Origin of the sequence: Stutzerimonas stutzeri RCH2 (assembly GCF_000327065.1) — a bacterium.
GTDB lineage: Bacteria > Pseudomonadota > Gammaproteobacteria > Pseudomonadales > Pseudomonadaceae > Stutzerimonas > Stutzerimonas stutzeri_AE.
Genome location: NC_019936.1, coordinates 4259008 through 4280197, shown reverse-complemented (window position 1 = coordinate 4280197; position 21190 = coordinate 4259008). Strand labels below are relative to the sequence as shown.

Sequence of the window (21190 nt, the reverse complement as noted above, 5' to 3'; positions counted from 1 at the left end):
CAGGGGCAGTATGTTACCGGCTTTTGCTTGCGACCGTTGGTCGCGCCTGGAATGGCCAGATGGGGTGGTGCGGTTGCGAAAACGGAGCCTCGCGGCTCCGTTCTTCCGGCCGCTGGATCAACGCCAGTTGTACAGCTCCTTCTCGGAGATCTCGTGCATCGGCTTGACTTGCTCCTGGAAGGCCTTCATCGAGGCCCAGATGCGACCGTTCAGCTCGCTCTGCGCGGCCAGCTCGCCAAGCACCAGTTCCGATTGCTCCTGCATGGCGTCGAGCACTTCGTCGGGGAAGCGCTTGAGCTCGACGCCCTGCTGCTTGAGCTGCTCCAGTGCCAGGGCGTTGTTGTAGACATAGTCATCCATCATGTCGCGGCTGGCCGCGCGGGTCGCCTCGGTGAGGATGGCCTGCAGGTCCTCGGGCAGGGTGTCCATCGCCTTCTGGTTGACCAGCAGCTCCAGCACCGCCTGCGGTTCCTGCCAGCCCGGGTAGTAGTAGTACTTGGCTGCCTTGTGCAGACCGAAGGCCAAGTCGTTGTACGGGCTGACCCAGTCGGTGGCGTCGATGGCGCCGGTCTGCAGTGCAGTGAACACTTCGCCGCCGGGCAGGTTCACGGTGGTGGCACCGAGGCGCGCCAGCACTTCGCCGCCCAGGCCCGGCATACGAATCTTCAGCCCGCGCAGGTCGCCCAGCGCATTGATTTCCTTGTTGTACCAGCCGCCCATCTGCATCCCGGTGTTGCCGACCACCATCGGCTTCACGCCGAAGGGTGCATAGGCCTCTTCCCAGAACTTCTGGCCTTCGCCGCGGCTCAACCAGGCGTTCATCTCGATGGCCGACAGGCCGAACGGTACCGAAGTGAAGAACTGTGCGGTCGGCACCTTGCCTTTCCAGTAATAGGCGGCGCCGTGGCCCAGTTCTGCGGTGCCGCGGGAGACGGCATCGAACACTTCCAGCGCCGGGACCAGCTCGCCGGCGGCATAGACCTTGATGGTCAGGCGGCCGTCGCTCATCACCTTGACGCGGTCGGCCAGGCGTTCGGCGGCGGTGCCCAGGCCCGGGTAGTTCTTCGGCCAGGCGGTGACCATTTTCCAGGTGTAGGTCTTGGCGGGTTCGCTGGCGGCTTGTTGGCCGGCGTTTTCGACTTTCTTGTCGTCATTGCAGCCGGCAAGGCCGAGGGTCGCAAGCAAGGCAGCGGCAGCACCGAACAGATGGCGGCGTTTCATGGGTCGGTTTCCTTGGTCTTTCTTGTTGGTATGAGGCGTTGACGTTAGCGTCAACCTCATAGGGCTTCAAGTTTTGCGTAACTGAGCATCAGCCATTTGCTGCCCTCATCCTCGAAATTCACCTGCACCCGCGCCTGGGCGCCGGAGCCTTCGAAGTTGAGGATGGTGCCTTCGCCGAACAGCGAATGACGCACGCGCTGGCCGAGGCTGAACGGTGTTTCCGGCACGCCGGCACCGTCGAACAGCGACGAGCCGCTCATGCTCTTGCCGTTGAAGGAGCGCGTTACGGTGTTGCTCAGGCGGACTTCCTGCACCAGCGCCGGCGGGATTTCGCGGACGAAGCGCGAGATCTTGTTATAGGTCTCGCTGCCGTAGAGCCGGCGGGTCTCGGCGTAGGTGATCACCAGCTGCTGCATGGCGCGGGTGATGCCGACATAGGCCAGGCGACGTTCTTCTTCCAGACGGCCGGACTCCTCCAGGCTCATCTTGTGCGGGAACAGGCCTTCTTCCATGCCGACCAGGAACACCAGCGGAAACTCCAGACCCTTGGCACTGTGCAGGGTCATCAGCTGCACGCTGTCCTCGTGGTCGCCGGCCTGCTGTTCGCCGGCCTCCAGCGAGGCGTGGTCGAGAAAGGCGGCCAGCGGTGACTGGATGTCGTCATCCTCTTCGCTGTAGCTGTCGAAGGCGCGTGCAGCGGAGACCAGTTCCTCAAGGTTTTCCACCCGCGCCTGGGCTTTTTCACCCTTTTCGTCGCGGTGGTAGGCCAGCAGCCCGGACTGCTCGATGACCAGCTGTGCCATGTTGTGCAGCTGCATGCCTTCGACTTTCAGCGCCAGGGTATCGACCAGCTCGACGAAGCCGTTCAGCGCGCTGGCTGCGCGGCCGGAAACCGCCTTGGTGCCGACCGCCTGATGCAGCGCCGCCCACATCGACAAGCCTTGCTCGCGCGCCAGCTGGCGCAGGCATTCGACGGTCTTTTCACCGATGCCACGGGCCGGCACGTTGATCACCCGCTCCAGCGCCGCGTCGTTGTCGCGGGTCTGGATCAGGCGCAGGTAGGCCATGGCGTTCTTGATTTCGGCGCGCTCGAAGAAGCGCTGGCCGCCATAGATGCGGTAGGGAATCTTCTCGCGCAGCAGCGCCTCTTCCAGCACCCGCGACTGGGCGTTGGAGCGGTAGAGGATGGCGATCTCGCTGCGGCTCATGCCGTCGCGAATGGCCTTCTCGATGCTCTCGACCACGTAGCGCGCTTCGTCGTGCTCGTTGAAGGCGGCATACAGGCTGATCGGCTCGCCCTCGCAACCGGAGGTCCAGAGTTCCTTGCCGAGACGGCCCTGGTTGTTGGCGATCAGCGCGTTGGCGGCCTTGAGGATGCAGGCGGTGGAGCGGTAGTTCTGCTCCAGGCGGATGGTTTCGGCGTCGGGGAAGTCCTGGCTGAACTGATGCAGGTTCTCGATGCGCGCGCCACGCCAGCCGTAGATCGACTGGTCGTCGTCGCCGACCACCATCAGGCTTTCGCCGCCCTTGGCCAGCAGGCGCAGCCAGGCGTACTGCACGGCGTTGGTGTCCTGAAACTCGTCGACCAGCACATGGCGGAAGCGCCGCTGATAGTGCTCGAGCAGGCCGGGGTGGTCGCGCCACAGATCCAGCGCACGCAGCAGCAGCTCGGAGAAGTCGATGACGCCAGCGCGGGCGCAGGCCTCTTCATAGGCTTCGTAGATCTTCAGCTGTGTGGCGAGGAACAGATCACCGCCGGGCTGGATGTTGCGTGGGCGCAGGCCTTCGTCCTTCTGCGCGTTGATCCACCACTGCGCCTGGCGTGCCGGCCAGCGCTGCTCGTCGAGGCCGAGTTCGCGGATCACCCGCTTGACCAGGCGTTGCTGGTCGTCGGAGTCGAGAATCTGGAAGTTCTGCGCCAGCTTGGCTTCCTGCCAGTGCGCGCGCAACAGGCGGTGGGCCAGGCCGTGGAAGGTGCCGACCCACATGCCCTGCGGGTTCACGTGCAGCAACTGCTCAATACGCTGGCGCATTTCGGCGGCAGCCTTGTTGGTGAAGGTCACCGACAGGATCGAGTGCAGCGAGGCGCGTTCGACCTGATTCAGCCAGGCGATCCGGTGCACCAGCACGCGGGTCTTGCCCGAGCCAGCGCCAGCCAATACCAGTTGACGTCCCAGCGGCGCGGCCACGGCCTGGCGCTGAGCATCGTTGAGGGAATTCAGGAGGAGAGAGAGATCGTCGTGCATCGCGGCATTCTATTGGAAATGCCTGCGCTGCGCTCGCCCTGTGGTCTGTTGTCACGCCGTTTTCAGGTCTGCAGAGCGCACTCTTTGGGCGGCTGAGAGGCATGCATCGGCCTGCGTCCGCCGGTCGGCGAATGTGATGTTCAACACTTTTTCCGACGTGTCGCCGTATGACGCAACGCTAGCAACGTGCCATTATCGCTCGTGGTTCCGAGGAGCTTCATTCGGGTGCAGTCACTATTAGAACAACAGTCATGACCGATTCCATTCGAGCCGCTTGCCCTGCATCGGCCCAGCCTTTGCCAGATGCGCAAGCCCTCTGCGACCAGACCGCCGAGCGTACGCGTCTGCTCTATCGCGGTTCCCGCATCCCCGCCGTACTGCTGTTGCTGACCACTCTGGTCTGCGGCGTCGTGTTGTGGGGCGAGCAGGCCGGTGTCGAGCTAGGTGTCTGGCTGGTATGGATGCTCGGCTTGGGTCTGTTGCGACTGCAGCAGGTCATGGCGTTCAACCGCGCCAGCCCCGAGCTGCAGGCCGCGCCGCACTGGCGCTGGCGCTTCATGCTGGGCAGTGCGGCGTCTGCCCTGAGTCTCTGTTACGCCATGGTCGCGCTGGTTCCAGCCGATGCGTTCGTTACCCAGGCATTGCTCTATGGTCTGATCGGCTCGGTGGTGGTGGCTGCCAGTGTCGCTTATGGCGTCAGCCTGCCGGCTTTCTTCAGTTTCGCCGTGCCGAGCCTGTTGCCGACCGGTTTGCTGCTGATCAACAGCGGTCATCCGCTACAGCAGGGTTGGGGCCTTTTTGCGCTGATCGTGCTGGCGACGCTCAGCCTGATTGCCTGGCAGATCAGCCGTCTGCTCAGCGACGGCCTGGAGCAGCGCTGGGACAAGCTGCAGCTGATCGAGCGGCTGGAGAAGGTCGGGCGCGATTCCGAGCGGCTGAACGTCAGGCTGGCCAATGAGGTCGAGCAGCGTCGTCGCGCCGAGCAGCAACTGCAACGTGCTTATGATGGCCTCGAGCAACGGGTTGTCGAGCGAACCGCAGAGCTGGCCCGGGCCGCCGAAGAGCTCGGCGAGAGCGAGGCCCGGCTGAATCTGGCGTTGGATGCGAGCGGGCTGGGCTTGTGGGACTGGGACCTGCAACACAACCGCGTACATCACTCCCGGCTCGAGGTGGTGTTTGGCGTGGGGCTGGAGAAACGCCACGCCGAGGACGGCTCGCTGCTGCCGGACATTCACCCGCAGGATCTGCCGATCGTGCACGCCACGCTGATCGCGCACCTGAAGGGCGAAAGCGAACAGTTCGCCGTCGAGTACCGGGCGGTGCGTGCCGACGGCAGTGAGATCTGTATCGAGGACCGCGGTCGAGTGATCCAGCGCGATGCCTCCGGCCGCGCGCTGCGCATGATCGGCACCCGTCGCGACATCAGTGACGTCCGCCGCCAGGCCGAGCAGCAACGCCTGGCCGCCACGGTGTTCGAGGCGGCCAGCGAAGGCATGGTGATCATGGACGCCACTTACCGGGTGCTGGCCGTCAATGACGCGTGCTGCGCGCTCTCCGGCTATGAGCGCGAGGAACTGCTCGGCCGCAGCATCGCGCGAATCGCCGGCACGCCGGAAAGCCAGCGCCAGTACGAGGCGATGCGCGACGCGCTGGAGCGCCATGGCCACTGGCAGGGCGAGCTGATCGAGAAGCGCAAGAGCGGCGAGGTCTACCCGCAGTGGGTGCAGCTGCGCGAGGTGCGTGATAGCGACGACAGCGTGACCCACGTGGTCGCCTTCATCTCCGATCTCAGCGTACGGCGCAAGATCGAGGAACGCCTGCGCTACCTGACCCACTACGACGACCTCACCGGACTGGCCAACCGCGGTCTGTTCAAGGAGCGTCTGCACGAGGCCTGCCAGCGCGTACGGCGTAACGGACGCAACATGGCGGTGCTGTACATCGACCTGGATCGTTTCAAGTTGCTCAATGAGAGCCTTGGTCATGAGGCGGCGGATGCGTTGTTGCGCGAAGTCTCGCGCCGACTTTCCACGACCCTGGCTGAAGCCGACACCATCGCACGGCTTTCTGGTGACGAGTTCGTCGTACTGCTGGATGCCTATGGCAGCCTCAGCAGCCTGGCGCACCTGGGTAGCCGGCTGCTGCAGCGAATCCGCAAGCCGATGGTCATTGATGAGCAGGAGCTGGTGATCAGTGCGTCCATCGGCGTCAGCCTTTTGCCGGATAACAGCCGCGACGCCGAGGCGCTGCTGCGCCAGGCGAATATCGCCATGCAGCAGGCCAAGCACCTGGGCGGCAACACCTTGCAGTTCTTCACCGATCGGCCACAGGCCTCGAGCATGCACTACCTGCAGCTGGAAAATCAGCTGCGCAAGGCGCTGGAGGTCGGGCAGCTGGAGGTCTTCTACCAGCCGCGGCTGAGTCTTGCCGACGACAGTCTGGAAGCGGCCGAGGCGCTGGTGCGCTGGCGTCACCCGGAGCTGGGGCTGGTGGCGCCGGCGCAATTCATTCCGCTGGCCGAAGAAACCGGGCTGATCATTCCGCTTGGCGAGTTCGTGTTGCGCGAGGCCTGCCGTCAGGCGCGCCAGTGGCAGCAGGACGGGCTGGCCGCGATCCGCGTATCGGTGAATCTGTCGGTCAAGCAGCTACGCCAGGGCAACTTCGTCAGCCTGGTGCGTCAGGTGCTGGAGGAAACCGGGCTGCCGGCGACGATGCTGGAACTGGAGCTGACCGAGAGCCAGCTGCTCGACGACATCGACAATGCCATCAGCATCAGCGAACAGCTGCGCGCGCTGGGTGTGAAGTTGGCCATCGACGACTTCGGCACCGGTTTCTCGTCGCTGAGCTACCTCAAGCGCTTCCCGGTGGACTACGTGAAGATCGACCGTTCCTTCATCAGCGAGCTGGAGCATTCCAGCCAGGACGCAGCGATTACCCGGGCGATCATCGCCATGGTTCACAGCCTGGAACGCAAGGTGGTGGCCGAGGGGGTTGAAACCCAGGCGCAGATGGACTTCCTCAAGGCCAACCACTGCGACGAGATTCAGGGCTACCTGCTCAGCCCGCCGGTGCCGGCCCTGCAGTTCGCCGAGTTGCTGCGCTAGCGGCGACGCGGTAACGCGCCGCCCGTAGCGGCGTCAGCCGCGGGTGGTGCTGCCTTCCAGCTCGCGCATCAGCAGCGCGTAGCGCAGGTCCACATCTTCCGGCACCGCCAGGTAGACGGTGTGACCGTCGCCCGGGGCTACCTCGATGGCTTCGCCGCGCTTGTTCTCCAGTTGCTCCAGGCGCAGGTTCAGGTTGCCCTGCGGCGTCATCAGCTCCAGCTTGTCGCCAACGGCGAAACGGTTCTTCACCGTCACTTCAGCCAGGCCGTTGCGCCGCTCGCCGGTCAGCTCGCCAACGAACTGCTGGCGCTCGGAGAGCGAGAAGCCGCGTTCGTAGTTCTGGTATTCGTCATGCACATGGCGGCGCAGGAAGCCCTCGGTGTAGCCACGGTGGGCGAGGGATTCGAGGGTATCCATCAGCGACTTGTCGAATGGCCGGCCGGCGAGCGCATCGTCGATGGCCTTGCGGTAGACCTGCGCGGTGCGCGCCACGTAGTAGTGGCTCTTGGTGCGGCCCTCGATCTTCAGCGAGTGCACGCCCATCTGCACCAGGCGCTCGACGTGCTGCACGGCGCGCAGGTCCTTGGAATTCATGATGTAGGTGCCGTGCTCGTCCTCGAAGGCGGACATGAATTCGCCCGGACGGCTGCTGTCCTCGAGCAGGAACACTTCATCGGTCGGCGCGCCGACGCCGAGAGTCGGTTCGCTGCGGACCGGCTCGGCTGGCTGCACGGCGATCGGCTCGTACTTGTGCACGATGTCGCCGATCTCGTTCTCCTTCGCTTCGTGGGTCTTGTACTCCCAGCGGCAGGCGTTGGTGCAGCTGCCCTGGTTGGGGTCGCGCTTGTTGATGTAGCCCGACAGCAGACAACGGCCGGAATAAGCCATGCACAGCGCGCCGTGGACGAACACTTCCAGCTCCATGCCCGGTACCTGCTCGCGGATCTCGCCGATCTCCTCCAGCGACAGCTCGCGGGAGAGGATCACGCGGCTGACGCCCTGGCTTTCCCAGAACTTCACCGTCGCCCAGTTCACCGCGTTGGCCTGCACCGAGAGGTGAATGGTCATCTGCGGGAAGTGCTGACGAACCAGCATGATCAGGCCGGGATCGGACATGATCAGCGCATCCGGCCCCATCGCCACCACGGGCTCCAGATCCTTGATGAAGGTCTTCAGCTTGGCGTTGTGCGGGGCGATGTTGACCACTACATAGAACTGCTTGCCCAGCGCATGCGCTTCGTCGATGCCGAGCTTGAGGTTGGCGTGGTCGAACTCGTTGTTGCGCACGCGCAGGCTGTAGCGCGGCTGCCCGGCGTATACCGCATCGGCGCCGTAGGCGAAGGCGTAGCGCATGGATTTCAGCGTGCCGGCGGGCGACAGCAGCTCGGTGCGGTAGGGGGTGCTCATGGCGCGTGACTCGCAGGAGGGCATCGGAGAAGCGCGGCATTTTACTGCGCTTGCCAACCGATTGCGCGTCGTCCGCGATATTTGGAACGCGGCGAGGGTGCCCCGCCTGGGCGGGGCACCGAGGGTCAGGCGGCAGACGCTTCCTTGAGCATCTGATAGAGACGGTCCTTGAGCTGCAGTTTCTCCTTCTTCAGGTTTTCCACCTCGCTGTCGGTGCCGGGCACGATGTGCGCTTCGATGTTCTTGACGCGTTGGTCGAGCTCGTTGTGCTCATCGAACAGGCGGGCAAAGGTCTTGTTGTCGGCCTTTAGACGGGTGATCAGGTCGCGGTACTCGGGAAACATGGCAACTCCTGTTTTATGGATGAGCCGGTGAGCAGATCAGGCGTAAAGCGTGACCTGCTTCTTGTCTCCATAGTCATTCTGCGCGGGCGCTGCGGTATTGATCGGCGTCATGCGCCGGACAGCAAAACGCCGGGACGAGCCCGGCGTTTCGGGTGACGCTGCGCTTAGGCTGCGGCGATCACGTCGCCGTGGTTTTCCGGCTCGATCAGCGCGCGGTGCAGCGCGGCGATGGCGGCATCGTAGTCCTCTTCATTGACCACGCACTGCATCTCCACCTGACGGATCGACTGGTGGATCGCCTGGATGCTGATGCCGGCCTCGGCCAGGGCGGCCACGGTCTTGGCGAGGATGCCCTTGACCTTGAGGTCCGAGCCGATCGCCGAGACGATGGCCAGGTTGTGCACCGTGACCTCGGCGGCCGGGTAGTGCTCCTCGATCAGCCGGGCGGCGCGGTTGATCAGCTTGCGCGAGCCGGAGGCGTAGTAGGTGATGCTGTTGGCGTCGGAGTCCTTGTTCACCACGTAGAGCTTGAGCTGCTTGAGCAGCTTGCTGATTTCCATGTCGTGGCTGATGTCGCCGAGCATGTCCTGGTCGAACACCTCGATGCCAAAGACGTCCTTGCGCCCGGCGATGATTTCCACGCAGGGCTTCTCGGACTTGTAGTCCTGGCTGATCAGCGTGCCGCCGTGCTCGGGCTCGAAGGCATTCTTGATGCGCAGCTCGACACCGGCACGGCGCAGGGTCTTGGCCGCACGCGGGTGGATCGCTTCCATGCCGAGGTTCGACAGCTGGTCGGCGACGTCGTAGTTGGTGCGGCCGATGGTCACCACCTTGTCGGCACCGACCAGGTTCGGGTCGGCGGAAGAGAGGTGGAATTCCTTGTGGATGATCGCTTCATGGGCGCCGGTGGCGGCGGCGATCTGGGCGAAGGTGATCTCGCTGTAGCCGCGATCGTAGGTGTTCATCAGGCCTTCGGCACAATGCGTATAGCCGGTGGCGACCACCAGTTCGCGGCTCAGATCGAAGCCGGCGAAATGGCTGGCGATCATCTCCTCGAACGGCAGCGGTGCTTCCTGCTGCCAACCGGTAAGGTCGGCCAGGCGCGCGTTGACGCCGCGCTGCTTGAGCGCCAGCACCGAGTTGAAGGCGCTGTGTGCTTCACCAAGGGAGGCAAGCATCTCGCGCACCTTCATCAGGTGCTCGGAGAGCTGGAAGTGGCCGTAGGCACAGAGCTTCTGCAGGCTGTGCATGCACTCGCTGGCATCGTCGATGCGCGAGTTGATGAACTGGTTGGCGGCGTGCAGTTCGTACTCGGAGCTGAACAGCTCGGCGTTCTTTTCCAGCATGCGCTGGCGCACCTGTTCCAGCGCTTCGCGCCAGGCGCCTTCGTTCTGCGCATCGGCAAAGCGCTGGTAGACACCGGGCTCGCCGGTCTTCTTGTGTTCCAGCAGCAGGTTGGTCATGCCACTGTAGGCCGACACGACGAAGATGCGCTGATACAGCGCCGCGCCTTCCCGGCGGCCAATGAAGATATTGTCGAGGACTTCCTCGAAGCGGCTCATCGACGTGCCGCCGATCTTTTCTACGGTATGCATCGTTATATTGCGTCCGAATCTGGCAGGCCGTTGACGGGCCCGGCGCGGCTGGCGCACCTGTCGATCAACGAGCTGAAAATGAATTCATCCCTGGGCCGGTATGAGCGTCGGCCTAACCGGGGAAACGGGCCCGTCATCAGACGCGCCCGATCGCCTCAGAGATACTGTTGCGGCTGAATTTCCAGCGGCTTGAATTTCTCGCGCTCGGCGACGAAGGCCGGACGGGGTTTCTGCTCGCAGAATGGCGCCAGCACGGCATTATCCACGTGGTTGTAGACGTAGAACAGATTGCTGCGGGCGCTGGGAGTGATGTTGCCGTTAGAGCCGTGCATGGTGTTGCAGTCGAAGAACACCACGCTGCCGGCCGGGCCGGTGGCGCAGTCGATGCCGAAGCGGCTGGCCAGCTCGCTCAGGCTGTTCTGGTCGGGGATGCCGATCTCCTGCTTGCGCAGGGATTTCTCGTAGTGATTTTCCGGCGTGGCACCGACGCAGCGCACGTAGTGCTTGTGCGAACCGGGCATGAGCATCAGCGGGCCGTTGTGCGGCTCGTTGTCGGTCAAGAGGATCGAGCAGGACAGGCAGCGCATGCGCGGCATGCCGTCCTCGACGTGCCAGGTCTCGAAGTCCGAGTGCCAGTAGAACTCCTTGCCGGTGAAGCCGGGTTTGAAGTTCATCCGCGACTGATGCACGTAAAGGTCGCCGCCGAGGATGAAGCGGGCGATGCCGGCGGTGCGCTCGTCAGCGGCCACGCGGGCAAACAGTTCGTTGTCGCTGTGGATGTCGAACACCGAGCGGATCGCGCCGCTGTCGGGTTCCTTGATGGTCTTGCCGGAGCCGGCGACGGCCGGGTCCTGGCGCATGCGCTCGAGTTCGGCGCGAAACAGCGCGACTTCGTCGGCGCTGAACAGATTGGGGATGACCAGGTAGCCGTCGCGCTCGAAACGCTCGATCAGCTCTGCCGCGATCGGCGCATTCTCCAGGTCGCTGCGGTAGACGACCGGATCCAGGCGTTCCTGCCAGCTGGGCTGGTCTTCCTGGCGCGAGGGATACAGGTCGGCTTGCATAGGGTTCACGCATACCTCCTTTTCTTGTAATGGCGGGGCGGCGCGGCGGCCGCCCCGGTTGACCGCTATCAGACGATTTCGGCCTCCAGCGGATAGACGCCGCTTTCGTCATGCACTTCGCGGCCGTTGAGCGGCGGGTTGAACACGCAGGCCAGCTTCATGTCTTCGCTGCCGCCACGCAGCAGGTGCTCGTCGTGCTTGTCCAGCACATACAGCGTGCCGGGCTCGATCTTGTAGATCTTGCCGTCGGCAATGGTCTCGATCTCGCCATTGCCGCTGATGCAGTACACCGACTCGAAGTGGTTCTGGTAGTGGATGTGCGTCTCGCTGCCGGCGTAGATGGTGGTGATGTGGAACGAGAAGCCCACCTTGTCGTCCTTGAGCAGCATGCGCGTGCTGTCCCAGGTGCCGGTCTGGCTGTGGACCTTGCGGTCGGTCTTTTCGCACTCGGCGAGGGTTCTGACAATCATTGCGAATACCTCAGGAAGCCTGGTTTTCGGTCTGCTCGCTCATCACGGCGGCGAAGGCCTTGTCGAGGATGGCGAGCGCCTTGTCGATCTGTTCTTCGCTGATGATCAGCGGGCAGAGACACTTGACCACTTCGCTGTGGGCGCCGCTGGTCTCGATCACCAGGCCGTTTTCGAAGGCGTGGCGGCAGACCGCGGCGGCGATCTCGCCATCCGGGCAGCTGATGCCGATCATCATTCCGCGGCCCTTGAGGTACAGCGAATCCGGGCCGTGGCGACGGATGATGCGCTGCATGCCGTCGGCGATGCGCTTGCCCTTGGCCTTCACGCTGTTGGCGAACGCGTCGTTCTGCCAGAAGTGCTCGACGGCCGCGGCCGCGGTGACGAAGGCATGGTTGTTACCCCGGAAGGTGCCGTTGTGCTCGCCCGGCTTCCACTGGTCCAGCTCCTGGCGCAGCAGCACCATGGCGAACGGCAGGCCGTAGCCGGACAGCGACTTGGACAGGGTGACGATGTCCGGCTGGATGCCCATCTCCTCGAAGCTGAAGAAGGTGCCGGTGCGGCCGCAACCGGCCTGGATGTCATCGACGATCAGCAGCATTTCGTGCTTGCGGCAGAGCTTCTCGAGCTTGCGCATCCACTCGGTCGACGCGGTGTTCAGGCCGCCTTCGCCCTGCACCACCTCGACGATCACCGCGGCCGGCTTGTCGATGCCGCTGGACGGGTCGGAGAGCAGCTTGTCCATCATGCCGATGGTGTTGGTCTTGTCGCCGAAATAGTTGGCGTAGGGCATGCGGCTGACATCGGTGAGGCTGATGCCGGAGCCACCACGGTGATGCTGGTTGCCGGTCGCGGCCAGCGCGCCGATGCTGCAGCCGTGGAAGCCGTTGGTGAAGCTGATGATGTTGTTGCGCCCGGTGACCTTGCGCGCCAGCTTCATCGCCGCTTCCACCGCGTTGGTGCCGGTCGGGCCGGTGAACTGCATGCGGTAGTCGCCCATGCCGCGCGGTTCGAGGATCAGGCGGTTGAAGGTTTCGAGGAAACGCTCCTTGGCCGCGGTGTACATGTCCAGGCCATGGGTGATGCCGTCGTTCTCGATGTACTCGAGCAGCGCCTGCTTGAGTACCGGGTGGTTGTGCCCGTAGTTGAGCGTGCCGGCACCGGCGAGGAAGTCGATGTATCGCTTGCCGTCCTGGGTGACCAGTTCGGCGCCCTGGGCCTGGTTGAAGACCACGGGGAAGGAACGGCAGTAGCTACGAACCTTGGATTCGTTCAGTTCAAAAGTTTTCATGCGTGCTCCTTGAGCTCTTCTTCTAGATGGGAAACGGTGAACGGGCCGGCGCGGTAGAGCACCTCGTCCTCGTGCTGGCCGCCAAAATGCGCGGCGCGGGAAAACAGCGTGCGCGTGGTGCACTCGGCATGCAGGCGATCGAAGGCCCGCTTGAACAGCGCCTGGGATGCCGCGTTGTCCGGCGAGATGGTGGTTTCCATGAAGCGCACGTCGTGCTCACGGGCGACCCGAGCGGTCAGCGCCAGCAGCATGCGCAGGGCCAGGCCCTGACCGCGCATCGAACTGTCGACGGCGACCTGCCAGACGAACAGGGTGTCCGGGCGGGCAGGGGGGCGGTAACCCGAGATGAAACCAACCAGTTCGCCCTGAGCGTTCTCCGCGGCGATGGCGGTATCGGCGAAATCCGAACACTGCAGCAGGTTGCAGTAGACCGAATTGGTATCGAGGGGCTGGCAGCGCGCCACCAGCTGATGCAGGTTGTAACCGTCGCCGTCGGTTGGGCGACGGAGCACTACGGTAGGGAAACTCAAAACAATGCCTTTGGGGTTGTTGATTGAATTCCTTTTTAGGGTAGGCATATCACGGAAATATTCTCAACCCGAACTTCCCAATATGCGAAGTGCGAAGGCGTGTATATATCGCTGCAGCCCGCGTGATAGCGGCGATGGCGAGGAGACTGTTTCAGTCTGTTTCTTTTTGCTGCATCGGAGTTGCTCTGATACTTGCTGGGATGGCCCGGGAAGTTCGATGGCGGAGAACTGCAGAAGTTCTTCGAAAAACGAGCTGATGCCGCTGGAGGCTGCATTCTTGCTGGGTTTCGCCTTCAGGCTGGCGCCGCGAATGTCCCGTCGGTACGAGCAGTCATTGGTAGCTCGAGAGCGACGGAGTGCAGTGCTCTATATCGGTGAGTAATCGGCTCCTGAGCGCTGCTAATTACGCACGGTGCGCGGCCGATTATATTCAGGAGATATGTCGTGAATATGAAGGCCGATAATGACGCGGCAATGCTAGTTGCTCAGGCTAGTTGCCGCTGTCATATTCACCGGCTTTCGGAAAGTGCCTATATCCGCTCTATCCCGCGTAATACGGGCGCTGTGGCGAAGTTGCGAGCGAGTTGCTCAGGCCGCCTTCACTGCCACCAGCGATGACCCTGCCGCTCGATGAACTGATGGGCCTGTTCCGGGCCGTCTTCGCCAGCGGGATACGGCCGCGGTTTGCGGTAGTAGCTGCCCCAGCCGCGCAGAATCGGGTCGACCCAATTCCAGGCCGCCTCAACCTCGTCGCGACGCATGAACAGCGTCGAATCGCCTTCGATCACATCCAGCAGCAGCCGCTCGTAGGCTTCCCAGCGCCGCGTGCTGCTGAAGGCATGCGCCAGGTTCAGGTCCAGCTCCACCGGCTCAAGCTGCATGCCTTTGCCTGGCGCCTTGGCCATGAGCTGCAGGCTGATGCTTTCTTCCGGTTGCAGACTGATCACCAGGCGATTCACTTCGCCCTTGCTGAACAGCAGATGTGGCACCTGCTTGAAGGTGATGATGATTTCCGAGCGCTTGCGCGCCATGCGCTTGCCGGTACGCAGGTAGAAGGGCACGCCGGCCCAGCGCCAGTTGTCGATCTCGGCCTTCACCGCGACGAAGGTTTCGGTGTCACTGTCGTTGTCGATGTTGGGCTCGAAGTAGTAGGCCTGCACGTCGTGGCCGCCGATGCGACCGGCGCCGTATTGGCCGCGCACGGTCTTGTCCAGCACGTCGTTGCCGGTGATCGGCTTGAGCGCTTCGAGCACCTTCACCTTCTCGCCACGGATGTGTTTGGCGTCGAAACGCACCGGCGCTTCCATCGCCACCAGGCAGAGCAGCTGCAAGAGGTGGTTCTGCAGCATGTCGCGCATGGCGCCGGCGTTGTCGTAGTAGCCGCCGCGGTTCTCCACGCCGAGGGTTTCGGCGACGGTGATCTGCACGTGGTCGATATGCCCGGCGCGCCAGATCGGCTCGAACAGCGCGTTGGCGAAGCGCAGCGCCATGAGGTTCTGCACCGTCTCCTTGCCCAGGTAGTGGTCGATCCGGTAGATGCGCGACTCGGGGAACACCGCACCGATCGCTTCGTTGATCTCCAGCGCCGAATCCAGCGAGTGGCCGATGGGTTTTTCCAGCACGATGCGTGCATTGTCGCCGGCCAGCCCTGCGCTTTCCAGATTGGCGGCAATCGGTTCGAACAGATCCGGCGCGGTGGCCAGGTAATACACGCGGACACGACCTTCAGCCTTGCCCAGGTACTGGGCCAGGCGCACGTAGTCGCCGCGCTGGGAGGCGTCCATGGCGAAATAGTCGAGGCGCTGGGCGAAGGCCTGCCAGGTGTCCGGGCTGAAGTCGGCACGAGCGACCTGGGCGCGGCAGTGGCGTTCGGCCAGGGCCAGGTAGCCGTCGCGATCGAGCTTCTTGCGCGCCAGGGCGAGGATGCGCACGTCGGCGTGCAGGCGGCCGTCGCGGTGCAGGTGGTAGAGCGCCGGCAGCAGTTTGTGCAGAGTCAGGTCACCGGTTCCGCCGAACACGAGCATGTCACAGGAAATCGACACAGAAGCACTCCTAGAGGCCAAAAAATGGGCGGCATGGCGAGGCTTGTAGTATAACTACCGCCCCACTACAACCCGCTGACGACCGAGCGGCGCCTGTCGCGCCTGAATCGGCCCTCAGAGTGAGCATAGCGAGTCCGCAACGTGAATCTGCTGCAACACATCGCCCAGTCGAGAAGCCTGCTACGGAAGTCGGAGCTGAAGGTGGCCGACCATGTCCTGCTCGATCCGGCGTCGGTGATGCACAGTTCCATGGCTGACCTGGCCCATGTGGTCGGGGTCAGCGAGCCGACCATCGTGCGCTTCTGCCGCGCCATCGGTTGTCTGGGCTTCCAGGATCTGAAACTCAAGCTGGCGCAAAGCCTGGCTGCCGGTGCCAGTTTCGGTCAGTTCGCCATCAGCGAGAACGACTCGGTGGCCGACTTTGCCTTGAAGATCTTCGACACCACCCTGCACACGCTGATGGAAGTGCGCGAGCGGCTCGACCCCGAAGCGCTGCAGCGCGCCATTGCGGCGATGGCCAAGGCCGAGCGTGTCGAGTTCTACGGCTTCGGCGCATCCGGCGCGGTGGCCACCGATGCCCAGCACAAATTCTTCCGCCTGCTGCTGTCGGCCGCCGCCTATTCCGACCCGCACATGCAGGCCATGTCGGCGGTGACGCTCAAGCCCACCGATGTGGCGATCTGCATCTCGCAGTCGGGGCGCTCGAAGGATCTGCTGATCACCGCCAACGTGGTGCGTGAGTCCGGTGCGACGCTGATCACCCTCTGCCCGAGCCAGACACCGCTGGCCGAGCTGGCCACCATCAACCTGGCCATCGATGTGCAGGAAGACACCGAGATCTACACCCCGCTGACCTCGCGTATCGCCCATCTGGTGGTGATCGACGTGCTGGCGATGGGGGTCGCGATGGCGCGCGGGCCGAGCCTGGTCAACCACCTCAAGAGCGTGAAGCGCAGCCTGCGCAGCCTTCGTCTGTCGCCGCAGAAGGTCAAGTCGCACGACGACTGAGCGGCGCCGCGCTTTTTCATCGGCGCGTCATGGCGCTGACTTCAGGCTGTCATTCCTGGCGTCGATGCTGATCTCCCGTTACCTGTTCTGGGAGATCACTCATGCTCCGGCACACCGACGACACCAGCCAGCTCGACAGCAAGTCCCGCCGCAAGCAGCAGGATGAACGCCGCATGCGGTTTCGCCGCGCCATCGAGAGCTATACCGAGCAACGCCAGCTGCATGCCGAGCTGAACGACTACGCCGATGCGCTGGTGCTCAGCTCGTTGCGGCAGTCGTCGGCGAGCCGGCGAAGCGCTCCGCCAGCACACTGATCTGCGCGCGCTCTTCACGGAGGAAGGTGAAGAACGCCTGAGCTACCGGGCTCAGGCGTTTGCTGCGCGGATGCACCACGCACCAGCTGCGATACAGCGGCAGCTCCGCCACCGGCAGCTCGCGCAACAGCCCGCTGGCCAGTTCGAGGTGCACGGCGTGCCGCGGCAACAGTGCTAGGCCAAGGCCTGCCACCACGCACTCACGCAGCGCGTCCAGCGACGCGACCTGGATGGTCTGGGCGAAATGCGCGCGCTTCTGGCGCAGATAGTCTTCGCCGGCCCGCCGTGTGCCTGAGCCAGGCTCGCGCACCAGCAGCGGATAGCCGGTGAGGTCCTGCAGGGAAAGCGTGGCGGCGTGGCACAGCGGATGTCCGGGTGGCGCCACGGCGATGATCGGGTTGTTCAGAAAGGGCATGAACTCCAGATCCATGTCGGTGGGCACCTGGGACATGATCAGCAGGTCGTCACGGCTGACCGACAGGCGCTTGACCGCCTGAGCATGGTTCACCACCACCAGTTGCAGGCTTACCTCCGGGTGCAGGCGCTTGAAGGCGGCGAACAGATGCGGCGTGACGTACTTGGCGCTGGACTCCACGGCGAGGTTGAGCTGGCCCTGCAACGAACCCTGCAGATCCGACAGCTGCATGTCGAGGCTGTCCAGCCGGCCGAAGATATCGGTGCTGGCCCGCTGCAGCGCGTCGGCGGCATCGGTGAGGTAGAGCTTCTTGCCGACGTACTCGAACAGCGGTTGCCCAACCAGTTCTTCCAGCTGTCTGATCTGCAGGCTGACGGCCGGCTGGGTCAGTGCCATTTCTTCGGCGGCGCGACTGTAGGAGAGCGTCTCACAGACGGCGCGGAATACCTGAAGCTGGCGCAATGTCATGCGCATCAGTGATTTTCGCATCACGCTCTCTGCGTTTTATTGAATTTCCAAACGGCGCCCGGTCGCTGCGGGAGTGTTGACCGCTCGGCCAGGTAAAGGCTTGTGTGTCGCTATGTATAAGTAATTACTTATTATCAGGCAAACAATTATTCATTTTCAGTAATCACCCCCTGGGGCGTAGGGTGAAGCGGCTCGTTGCAAATGCGAGTGATCATGACCCGCACGCGGGTCGCCTGCTCAACGATCCGAGGGAAGACAGCGTGATCAAGAAGCTGCTGATCGCCAACCGCGGGGAAATCGCGGTGCGCATCGTTCGCGCCTGTGCCGAAATGGGTGTCCGCTCGGTGGCGGTATTTTCCGAAGCCGACCGCCATGCCCTGCATGTCAAACGTGCCGATGAGGCACATTTCATCGGCGAGGACCCGCTGGCCGGTTACCTGAACCCGCGCAAGCTGGTGAACCTAGCGGTGGAAACCGGCTGTGATGCACTGCATCCGGGCTACGGTTTCCTCTCCGAAAACGCCGAACTTGCAGATATCTGCGCCGAACGTGGAATCAAGTTCGTCGGTCCTTCGGCAGAAGTCATCCGCCGCATGGGCGACAAGACCGAGGCGCGGCGCAGCATGATCAAGGCCGGCGTGCCGGTCACGCCGGGCACCGAAGGCAACGTCAGGGACCTCGCCGAGGCGTTGCGCGAAGCCGAGCGCATCGGCTATCCGGTGATGCTCAAGGCCACCTCGGGCGGCGGCGGTCGTGGTATTCGCCGCTGCAACTCTCAAGCGGAGCTGGAATCGGCCTACCCGCGAGTCATTTCCGAGGCGACCAAGGCCTTCGGCAGCGCGGAAGTGTTCCTCGAGAAGTGCATCGTCGAGCCCAAGCATATCGAGGCGCAGATTCTCGCCGACTCGTTCGGCAACACCGTGCACCTGTTCGAGCGCGACTGCTCGATCCAGCGGCGCAACCAGAAGCTCATCGAGATCGCTCCCAGCCCGCAGCTGACCCCCGAACAGCGCGCCTACATCGGCGATCTGGCGGTGCGCGCGGCCAAGGCGGTCGGCTACGAGAACGCCGGCACCGTGGAGTTCCTGCTCGCCGATGGCGAGGTGTACTTCATGGAGATGAACACCCGGGTGCAGGTGGAGCACACCATCACCGAGGAAATCACCGGCATCGACATCGTCCGCGAGCAGATCCGCATCGCTTCCGGCCAGCCGCTGTCGGTCAAGCAGGAAGACATCCAGCATCGCGGCTTCTCCCTGCAGTTCCGCATCAATGCCGAGGACCCGCGCAACAACTTCCTGCCCTGCTTCGGCAAGATCACCCGCTACTACGCCCCCGGCGGCCCCGGCGTGCGCACCGACACGGCGATCTACACCGGCTACACCATTCCGCCGTACTACGACTCGATGTGCCTGAAGCTGGTGGTCTGGGCGCTGACCTGGGAGGAGGCGCTGGCCCGCGGCTCACGCGCGCTGGACGACATGCGCGTGCAGGGCGTGAAGACCACCGCCACCTACTACCAGCAGATTCTCGCCAACCCGGATTTCCGCAGCGGCCAGTTCAACACCAGCTTCGTCGACAACCATCCGGAACTGCTGAACTACTCGATCAAACGCAAGCCGGGCGAACTGGCCCTGGCCATCGCCGCCGCCATCGCTGCCCACGCAGGCCTGTGAGGAACGCACCATGACTGCCCAGAAGAAAATCACCGTTACCGACACCATCCTGCGTGACGCCCACCAGTCCCTGCTGGCCACCCGCATGCGTACCGAAGACATGCTGCCGATCTGCGACAAGCTCGACCGCGTCGGCTACTGGTCGCTGGAAGTCTGGGGCGGCGCCACCTTCGACGCCTGTGTGCGCTTTCTCAAGGAAGATCCCTGGGAGCGTCTGCGCCAGCTCAAGGCCGCACTGCCCAATACCCGCCTGCAGATGCTGCTGCGCGGACAGAACCTGCTCGGCTACCGTCACTACAGCGATGATGTGGTTGAAGCCTTCGTCGCCAAGGCGGCGGCGAATGGCATCGACGTGTTCCGCATCTTCGATGCGATGAACGATGTGCGTAACCTGGAAACTGCGATCCGTGCGGTGAAGAAAAGCGGCAAGCACGCCCAGGGCACCATTGCCTACACCACCAGCCCGGTGCACACCGTCGAGCTGTTCGTCGAGCAGGCGCGGGCCATGCGCGACATGGGCGTCGACTCCATCGCGATCAAGGACATGGCCGGCCTGCTGACCCCGTTCGCCACCGGCGATCTGGTCCGTGCACTGAAGGCCGAGATCGACCTGCCGGTGTTCATTCATTCCCACGACACCGCCGGTGTCGCCAGCATGTGTCAGCTCAAGGCCATCGAGAGCGGCGCCGACCATATCGACACCGCCATTTCCTCCATGGCCTGGGGCACCAGCCATCCTGGCACCGAGTCGATGGTCGCCGCGCTGCGCGGTACGCCCTACGACACGGGCCTGGACCTTGAGTTGCTGCAGGAGATCGGCCTGTACTTCTATGCCGTGCGCAAGAAGTACCACCAGTTCGAAAGCGAATTCACCGGCGTCGACACTCGCGTGCAGGTCAACCAGGTGCCGGGCGGGATGATTTCCAACCTCGCCAACCAGCTCAAGGAACAAGGCGCGCTGCACCGCATGGACGAAGTGCTGGCGGAGATTCCCAAGGTGCGCAAGGACCTCGGCTACCCGCCGCTGGTCACGCCGACTTCGCAGATCGTCGGCACCCAGGCGTTCTTCAACGTGCTCGCCGGCGAGCGCTACAAGACCATCACCACCGAGGTGAAGTACTACCTGCAGGGCCGTTACGGCAAGGCGCCGGCCGCGGTCAGCGAGCACCTGCGCTTCCAGGCCATCGGCAGTGAGGAAGTGATCGAATGCCGTCCGGCTGATCTGATCGCGCCCGAGCTGGACAAGCTGCGCAACGAGGTTGGCGCGCTGGCCAAGAATGAAGAGGACGTACTGACCTACGCGATGTTCCCGGACATCGGGCGCAAATTCCTCGAGGAGCGTGAAGCCGGTACGCTGCAGCCCGAGGTGCTGTTGCCGATTCCCGGCACCGCCGCGGCGCCGGCTCAGGGTGGTGTGCCCACCGAGTTCGTCATCGATGTCCATGGTGAGACCTATCGGGTCGACATCACCGGTGTCGGCGTCAAGGCCGAGGGCAAGCGACACTTCTACCTGTCCATCGACGGTATGCCGGAAGAGGTGGTCTTCGAGCCACTCAACGCCTTCGTCGGTGGCGGCGGCAGTCAGCGCAAACAGGCCAGTGCGCCCGGTGATGTGAGCACCACCATGCCCGGCAACGTGGTCGATGTGCTGGTCGCCGTTGGCGATCAGGTGAAGGCCGGGCAGACGGTGCTGGTCAGCGAGGCGATGAAGATGGAAACCGAGATCCAGGCACCGATCGCCGGCACGGTGAAGGCGATTCACGTCGCCAAAGGTGACCGGGTGAACCCGGGAGAAGTCTTGATAGAGATCGAGGCCTGAATGAAGGGTTGCCTGGCGTTGCGATCGCGCCAGGTCAGGGCTGATCCGGGCTATCGAGCCGTGCCGTGCGAGCCGCACGGCGCGACGAGCTGATCGGCGCTGGCAGCAGGTCCCCTTTGGGAGCCCGGGTGGCTCCTTTTTTTCGAGCCAATGTCTACCAGGGAGCGGTTCAATTTCCG

16 protein-coding genes are annotated in these 21190 nt (G+C 63.6%); 5 read left to right on the top strand and 11 right to left on the bottom strand.

Annotated elements, in window-relative coordinates; all coding sequences use genetic code 11:
- Window positions 1-117: 117 nt before the first annotated feature.
- On the bottom strand, window positions 118-1221 hold the full coding sequence (locus tag PSEST_RS19965) for a TRAP transporter substrate-binding protein (RefSeq protein WP_015278733.1): 1104 nt from the start codon (window positions 1219-1221) through the stop codon (window positions 118-120).
- Between the two features lie 56 nt (window positions 1222-1277).
- On the bottom strand, window positions 1278-3467 hold the full coding sequence (gene uvrD, locus PSEST_RS19960) for a DNA helicase II (protein WP_015278732.1): 2190 nt from the start codon (window positions 3465-3467) through the stop codon (window positions 1278-1280).
- A 251-nt stretch (window positions 3468-3718) separates the two neighbouring features.
- On the opposite strand from uvrD, the gene PSEST_RS19955 reads away from it, so the two are divergent.
- Window positions 3719-6571: an EAL domain-containing protein gene (locus tag PSEST_RS19955; RefSeq protein ID WP_015278731.1), complete on the top strand. Its 2853-nt coding sequence runs from the start codon at window positions 3719-3721 to the stop codon at window positions 6569-6571.
- A 33-nt stretch (window positions 6572-6604) separates the two neighbouring features.
- Here the strand turns inward: PSEST_RS19955 and yegQ are convergent, their stop codons facing one another.
- The 8 genes from yegQ to zwf form a co-directional block, all read right to left on the bottom strand.
- The gene (gene yegQ, locus PSEST_RS19950; protein ID WP_015278730.1) at window positions 6605-7978 is read right to left on the bottom strand and encodes a tRNA 5-hydroxyuridine modification protein YegQ; all 1374 of its coding nucleotides are present in this window, start codon (window positions 7976-7978) and stop codon (window positions 6605-6607) included.
- Between the two features lie 125 nt (window positions 7979-8103).
- Window positions 8104-8322 carry a YdcH family protein gene (locus PSEST_RS19945; RefSeq protein WP_015278729.1) on the bottom strand — a complete coding sequence of 73 codons (219 nt, stop codon included), beginning with the start codon at window positions 8320-8322 and terminating at the stop codon, window positions 8104-8106.
- Window positions 8323-8486: 164 nt separating this feature from the next.
- On the bottom strand, window positions 8487-9917 hold the full coding sequence (locus tag PSEST_RS19940; RefSeq protein ID WP_015278728.1) for an aspartate kinase: 1431 nt from the start codon (window positions 9915-9917) through the stop codon (window positions 8487-8489).
- A gap of 155 nt (window positions 9918-10072) precedes the next feature.
- Complete coding sequence (gene thpD / locus PSEST_RS19935; protein ID WP_041756814.1) at window positions 10073-10981, bottom strand: ectoine hydroxylase; 909 nt, start codon at window positions 10979-10981, stop codon at window positions 10073-10075.
- 68 nt (window positions 10982-11049) lie between these two features.
- Window positions 11050-11451, bottom strand: coding sequence for an ectoine synthase (locus PSEST_RS19930; protein WP_015278726.1), 402 nt, complete (start codon window positions 11449-11451; stop codon window positions 11050-11052).
- A gap of 10 nt (window positions 11452-11461) precedes the next feature.
- Complete coding sequence (gene ectB / locus PSEST_RS19925) at window positions 11462-12739, bottom strand: diaminobutyrate--2-oxoglutarate transaminase (protein ID WP_015278725.1); 1278 nt, start codon at window positions 12737-12739, stop codon at window positions 11462-11464.
- Complete coding sequence (gene ectA / locus PSEST_RS19920; protein WP_041756813.1) at window positions 12736-13251, bottom strand: diaminobutyrate acetyltransferase; 516 nt, start codon at window positions 13249-13251, stop codon at window positions 12736-12738. The genes ectB and ectA overlap by 4 nt, the downstream gene beginning before the upstream one ends.
- A 617-nt stretch (window positions 13252-13868) precedes the next feature.
- A complete protein-coding gene (zwf, locus tag PSEST_RS19915) occupies window positions 13869-15311 on the bottom strand; it encodes a glucose-6-phosphate dehydrogenase (RefSeq protein ID WP_015278723.1) in 1443 nt (480 codons plus the stop codon).
- A gap of 141 nt (window positions 15312-15452) precedes the next feature.
- Here zwf and hexR point away from each other — a divergent pair, with 141 nt between their 5' ends.
- Window positions 15453-16319, top strand: coding sequence for a transcriptional regulator HexR (gene hexR / locus PSEST_RS19910; protein ID WP_015278722.1), 867 nt, complete (start codon window positions 15453-15455; stop codon window positions 16317-16319).
- 101 nt (window positions 16320-16420) lie between these two features.
- Window positions 16421-16633, top strand: coding sequence for a PA3496 family putative envelope integrity protein (locus tag PSEST_RS19905; protein ID WP_015278721.1), 213 nt, complete (start codon window positions 16421-16423; stop codon window positions 16631-16633).
- Here the strand turns inward: PSEST_RS19905 and PSEST_RS19900 are convergent.
- Window positions 16578-17537, bottom strand: coding sequence for a LysR family transcriptional regulator (locus tag PSEST_RS19900; RefSeq protein ID WP_015278720.1), 960 nt, complete (start codon window positions 17535-17537; stop codon window positions 16578-16580). The genes PSEST_RS19905 and PSEST_RS19900 overlap by 56 nt on opposite strands.
- Before the next feature lie 239 nt (window positions 17538-17776).
- Here PSEST_RS19900 and PSEST_RS19895 point away from each other — a divergent pair, with 239 nt between their 5' ends.
- On the top strand, window positions 17777-19192 hold the full coding sequence (locus PSEST_RS19895; protein ID WP_015278719.1) for an acetyl-CoA carboxylase biotin carboxylase subunit: 1416 nt from the start codon (window positions 17777-17779) through the stop codon (window positions 19190-19192).
- Between the two features lie 10 nt (window positions 19193-19202).
- Window positions 19203-21011, top strand: a complete 1809-nt coding sequence (oadA, locus tag PSEST_RS19890) for a sodium-extruding oxaloacetate decarboxylase subunit alpha (RefSeq protein WP_015278718.1) — start codon at window positions 19203-19205, stop codon at window positions 21009-21011.
- Window positions 21012-21190: the final 179 nt, after the last annotated feature.

What these genes read in the sequence shown, in the direction of transcription:
- PSEST_RS19945 (WP_015278729.1), bottom strand. Translation starts at nt 8,322, where the DNA reads ATGTTTCCCGAGTACCGCGACCTGATCACCCGTCTAAAGGCCGACAAC.
- PSEST_RS19905 (WP_015278721.1), top strand. Translation starts at nt 16,421, where the DNA reads ATGCTCCGGCACACCGACGACACCAGCCAGCTCGACAGCAAGTCCCGC.
- thpD (WP_041756814.1), bottom strand. Translation starts at nt 10,981, where the DNA reads ATGCAAGCCGACCTGTATCCCTCGCGCCAGGAAGACCAGCCCAGCTGG.
- PSEST_RS19965 (WP_015278733.1), bottom strand. Translation starts at nt 1,221, where the DNA reads ATGAAACGCCGCCATCTGTTCGGTGCTGCCGCTGCCTTGCTTGCGACC.
- PSEST_RS19940 (WP_015278728.1), bottom strand. Translation starts at nt 9,917, where the DNA reads ATGCATACCGTAGAAAAGATCGGCGGCACGTCGATGAGCCGCTTCGAG.
- yegQ (WP_015278730.1), bottom strand. Translation starts at nt 7,978, where the DNA reads ATGAGCACCCCCTACCGCACCGAGCTGCTGTCGCCCGCCGGCACGCTG.
- ectB (WP_015278725.1), bottom strand. Translation starts at nt 12,739, where the DNA reads ATGAAAACTTTTGAACTGAACGAATCCAAGGTTCGTAGCTACTGCCGT.
- PSEST_RS19930 (WP_015278726.1), bottom strand. Translation starts at nt 11,451, where the DNA reads ATGATTGTCAGAACCCTCGCCGAGTGCGAAAAGACCGACCGCAAGGTC.
- oadA (WP_015278718.1), top strand. Translation starts at nt 19,203, where the DNA reads ATGACTGCCCAGAAGAAAATCACCGTTACCGACACCATCCTGCGTGAC.
- PSEST_RS19955 (WP_015278731.1), top strand. Translation starts at nt 3,719, where the DNA reads ATGACCGATTCCATTCGAGCCGCTTGCCCTGCATCGGCCCAGCCTTTG.
- PSEST_RS19900 (WP_015278720.1), bottom strand. Translation starts at nt 17,537, where the DNA reads ATGCGAAAATCACTGATGCGCATGACATTGCGCCAGCTTCAGGTATTC.
- uvrD (WP_015278732.1), bottom strand. Translation starts at nt 3,467, where the DNA reads ATGCACGACGATCTCTCTCTCCTCCTGAATTCCCTCAACGATGCTCAG.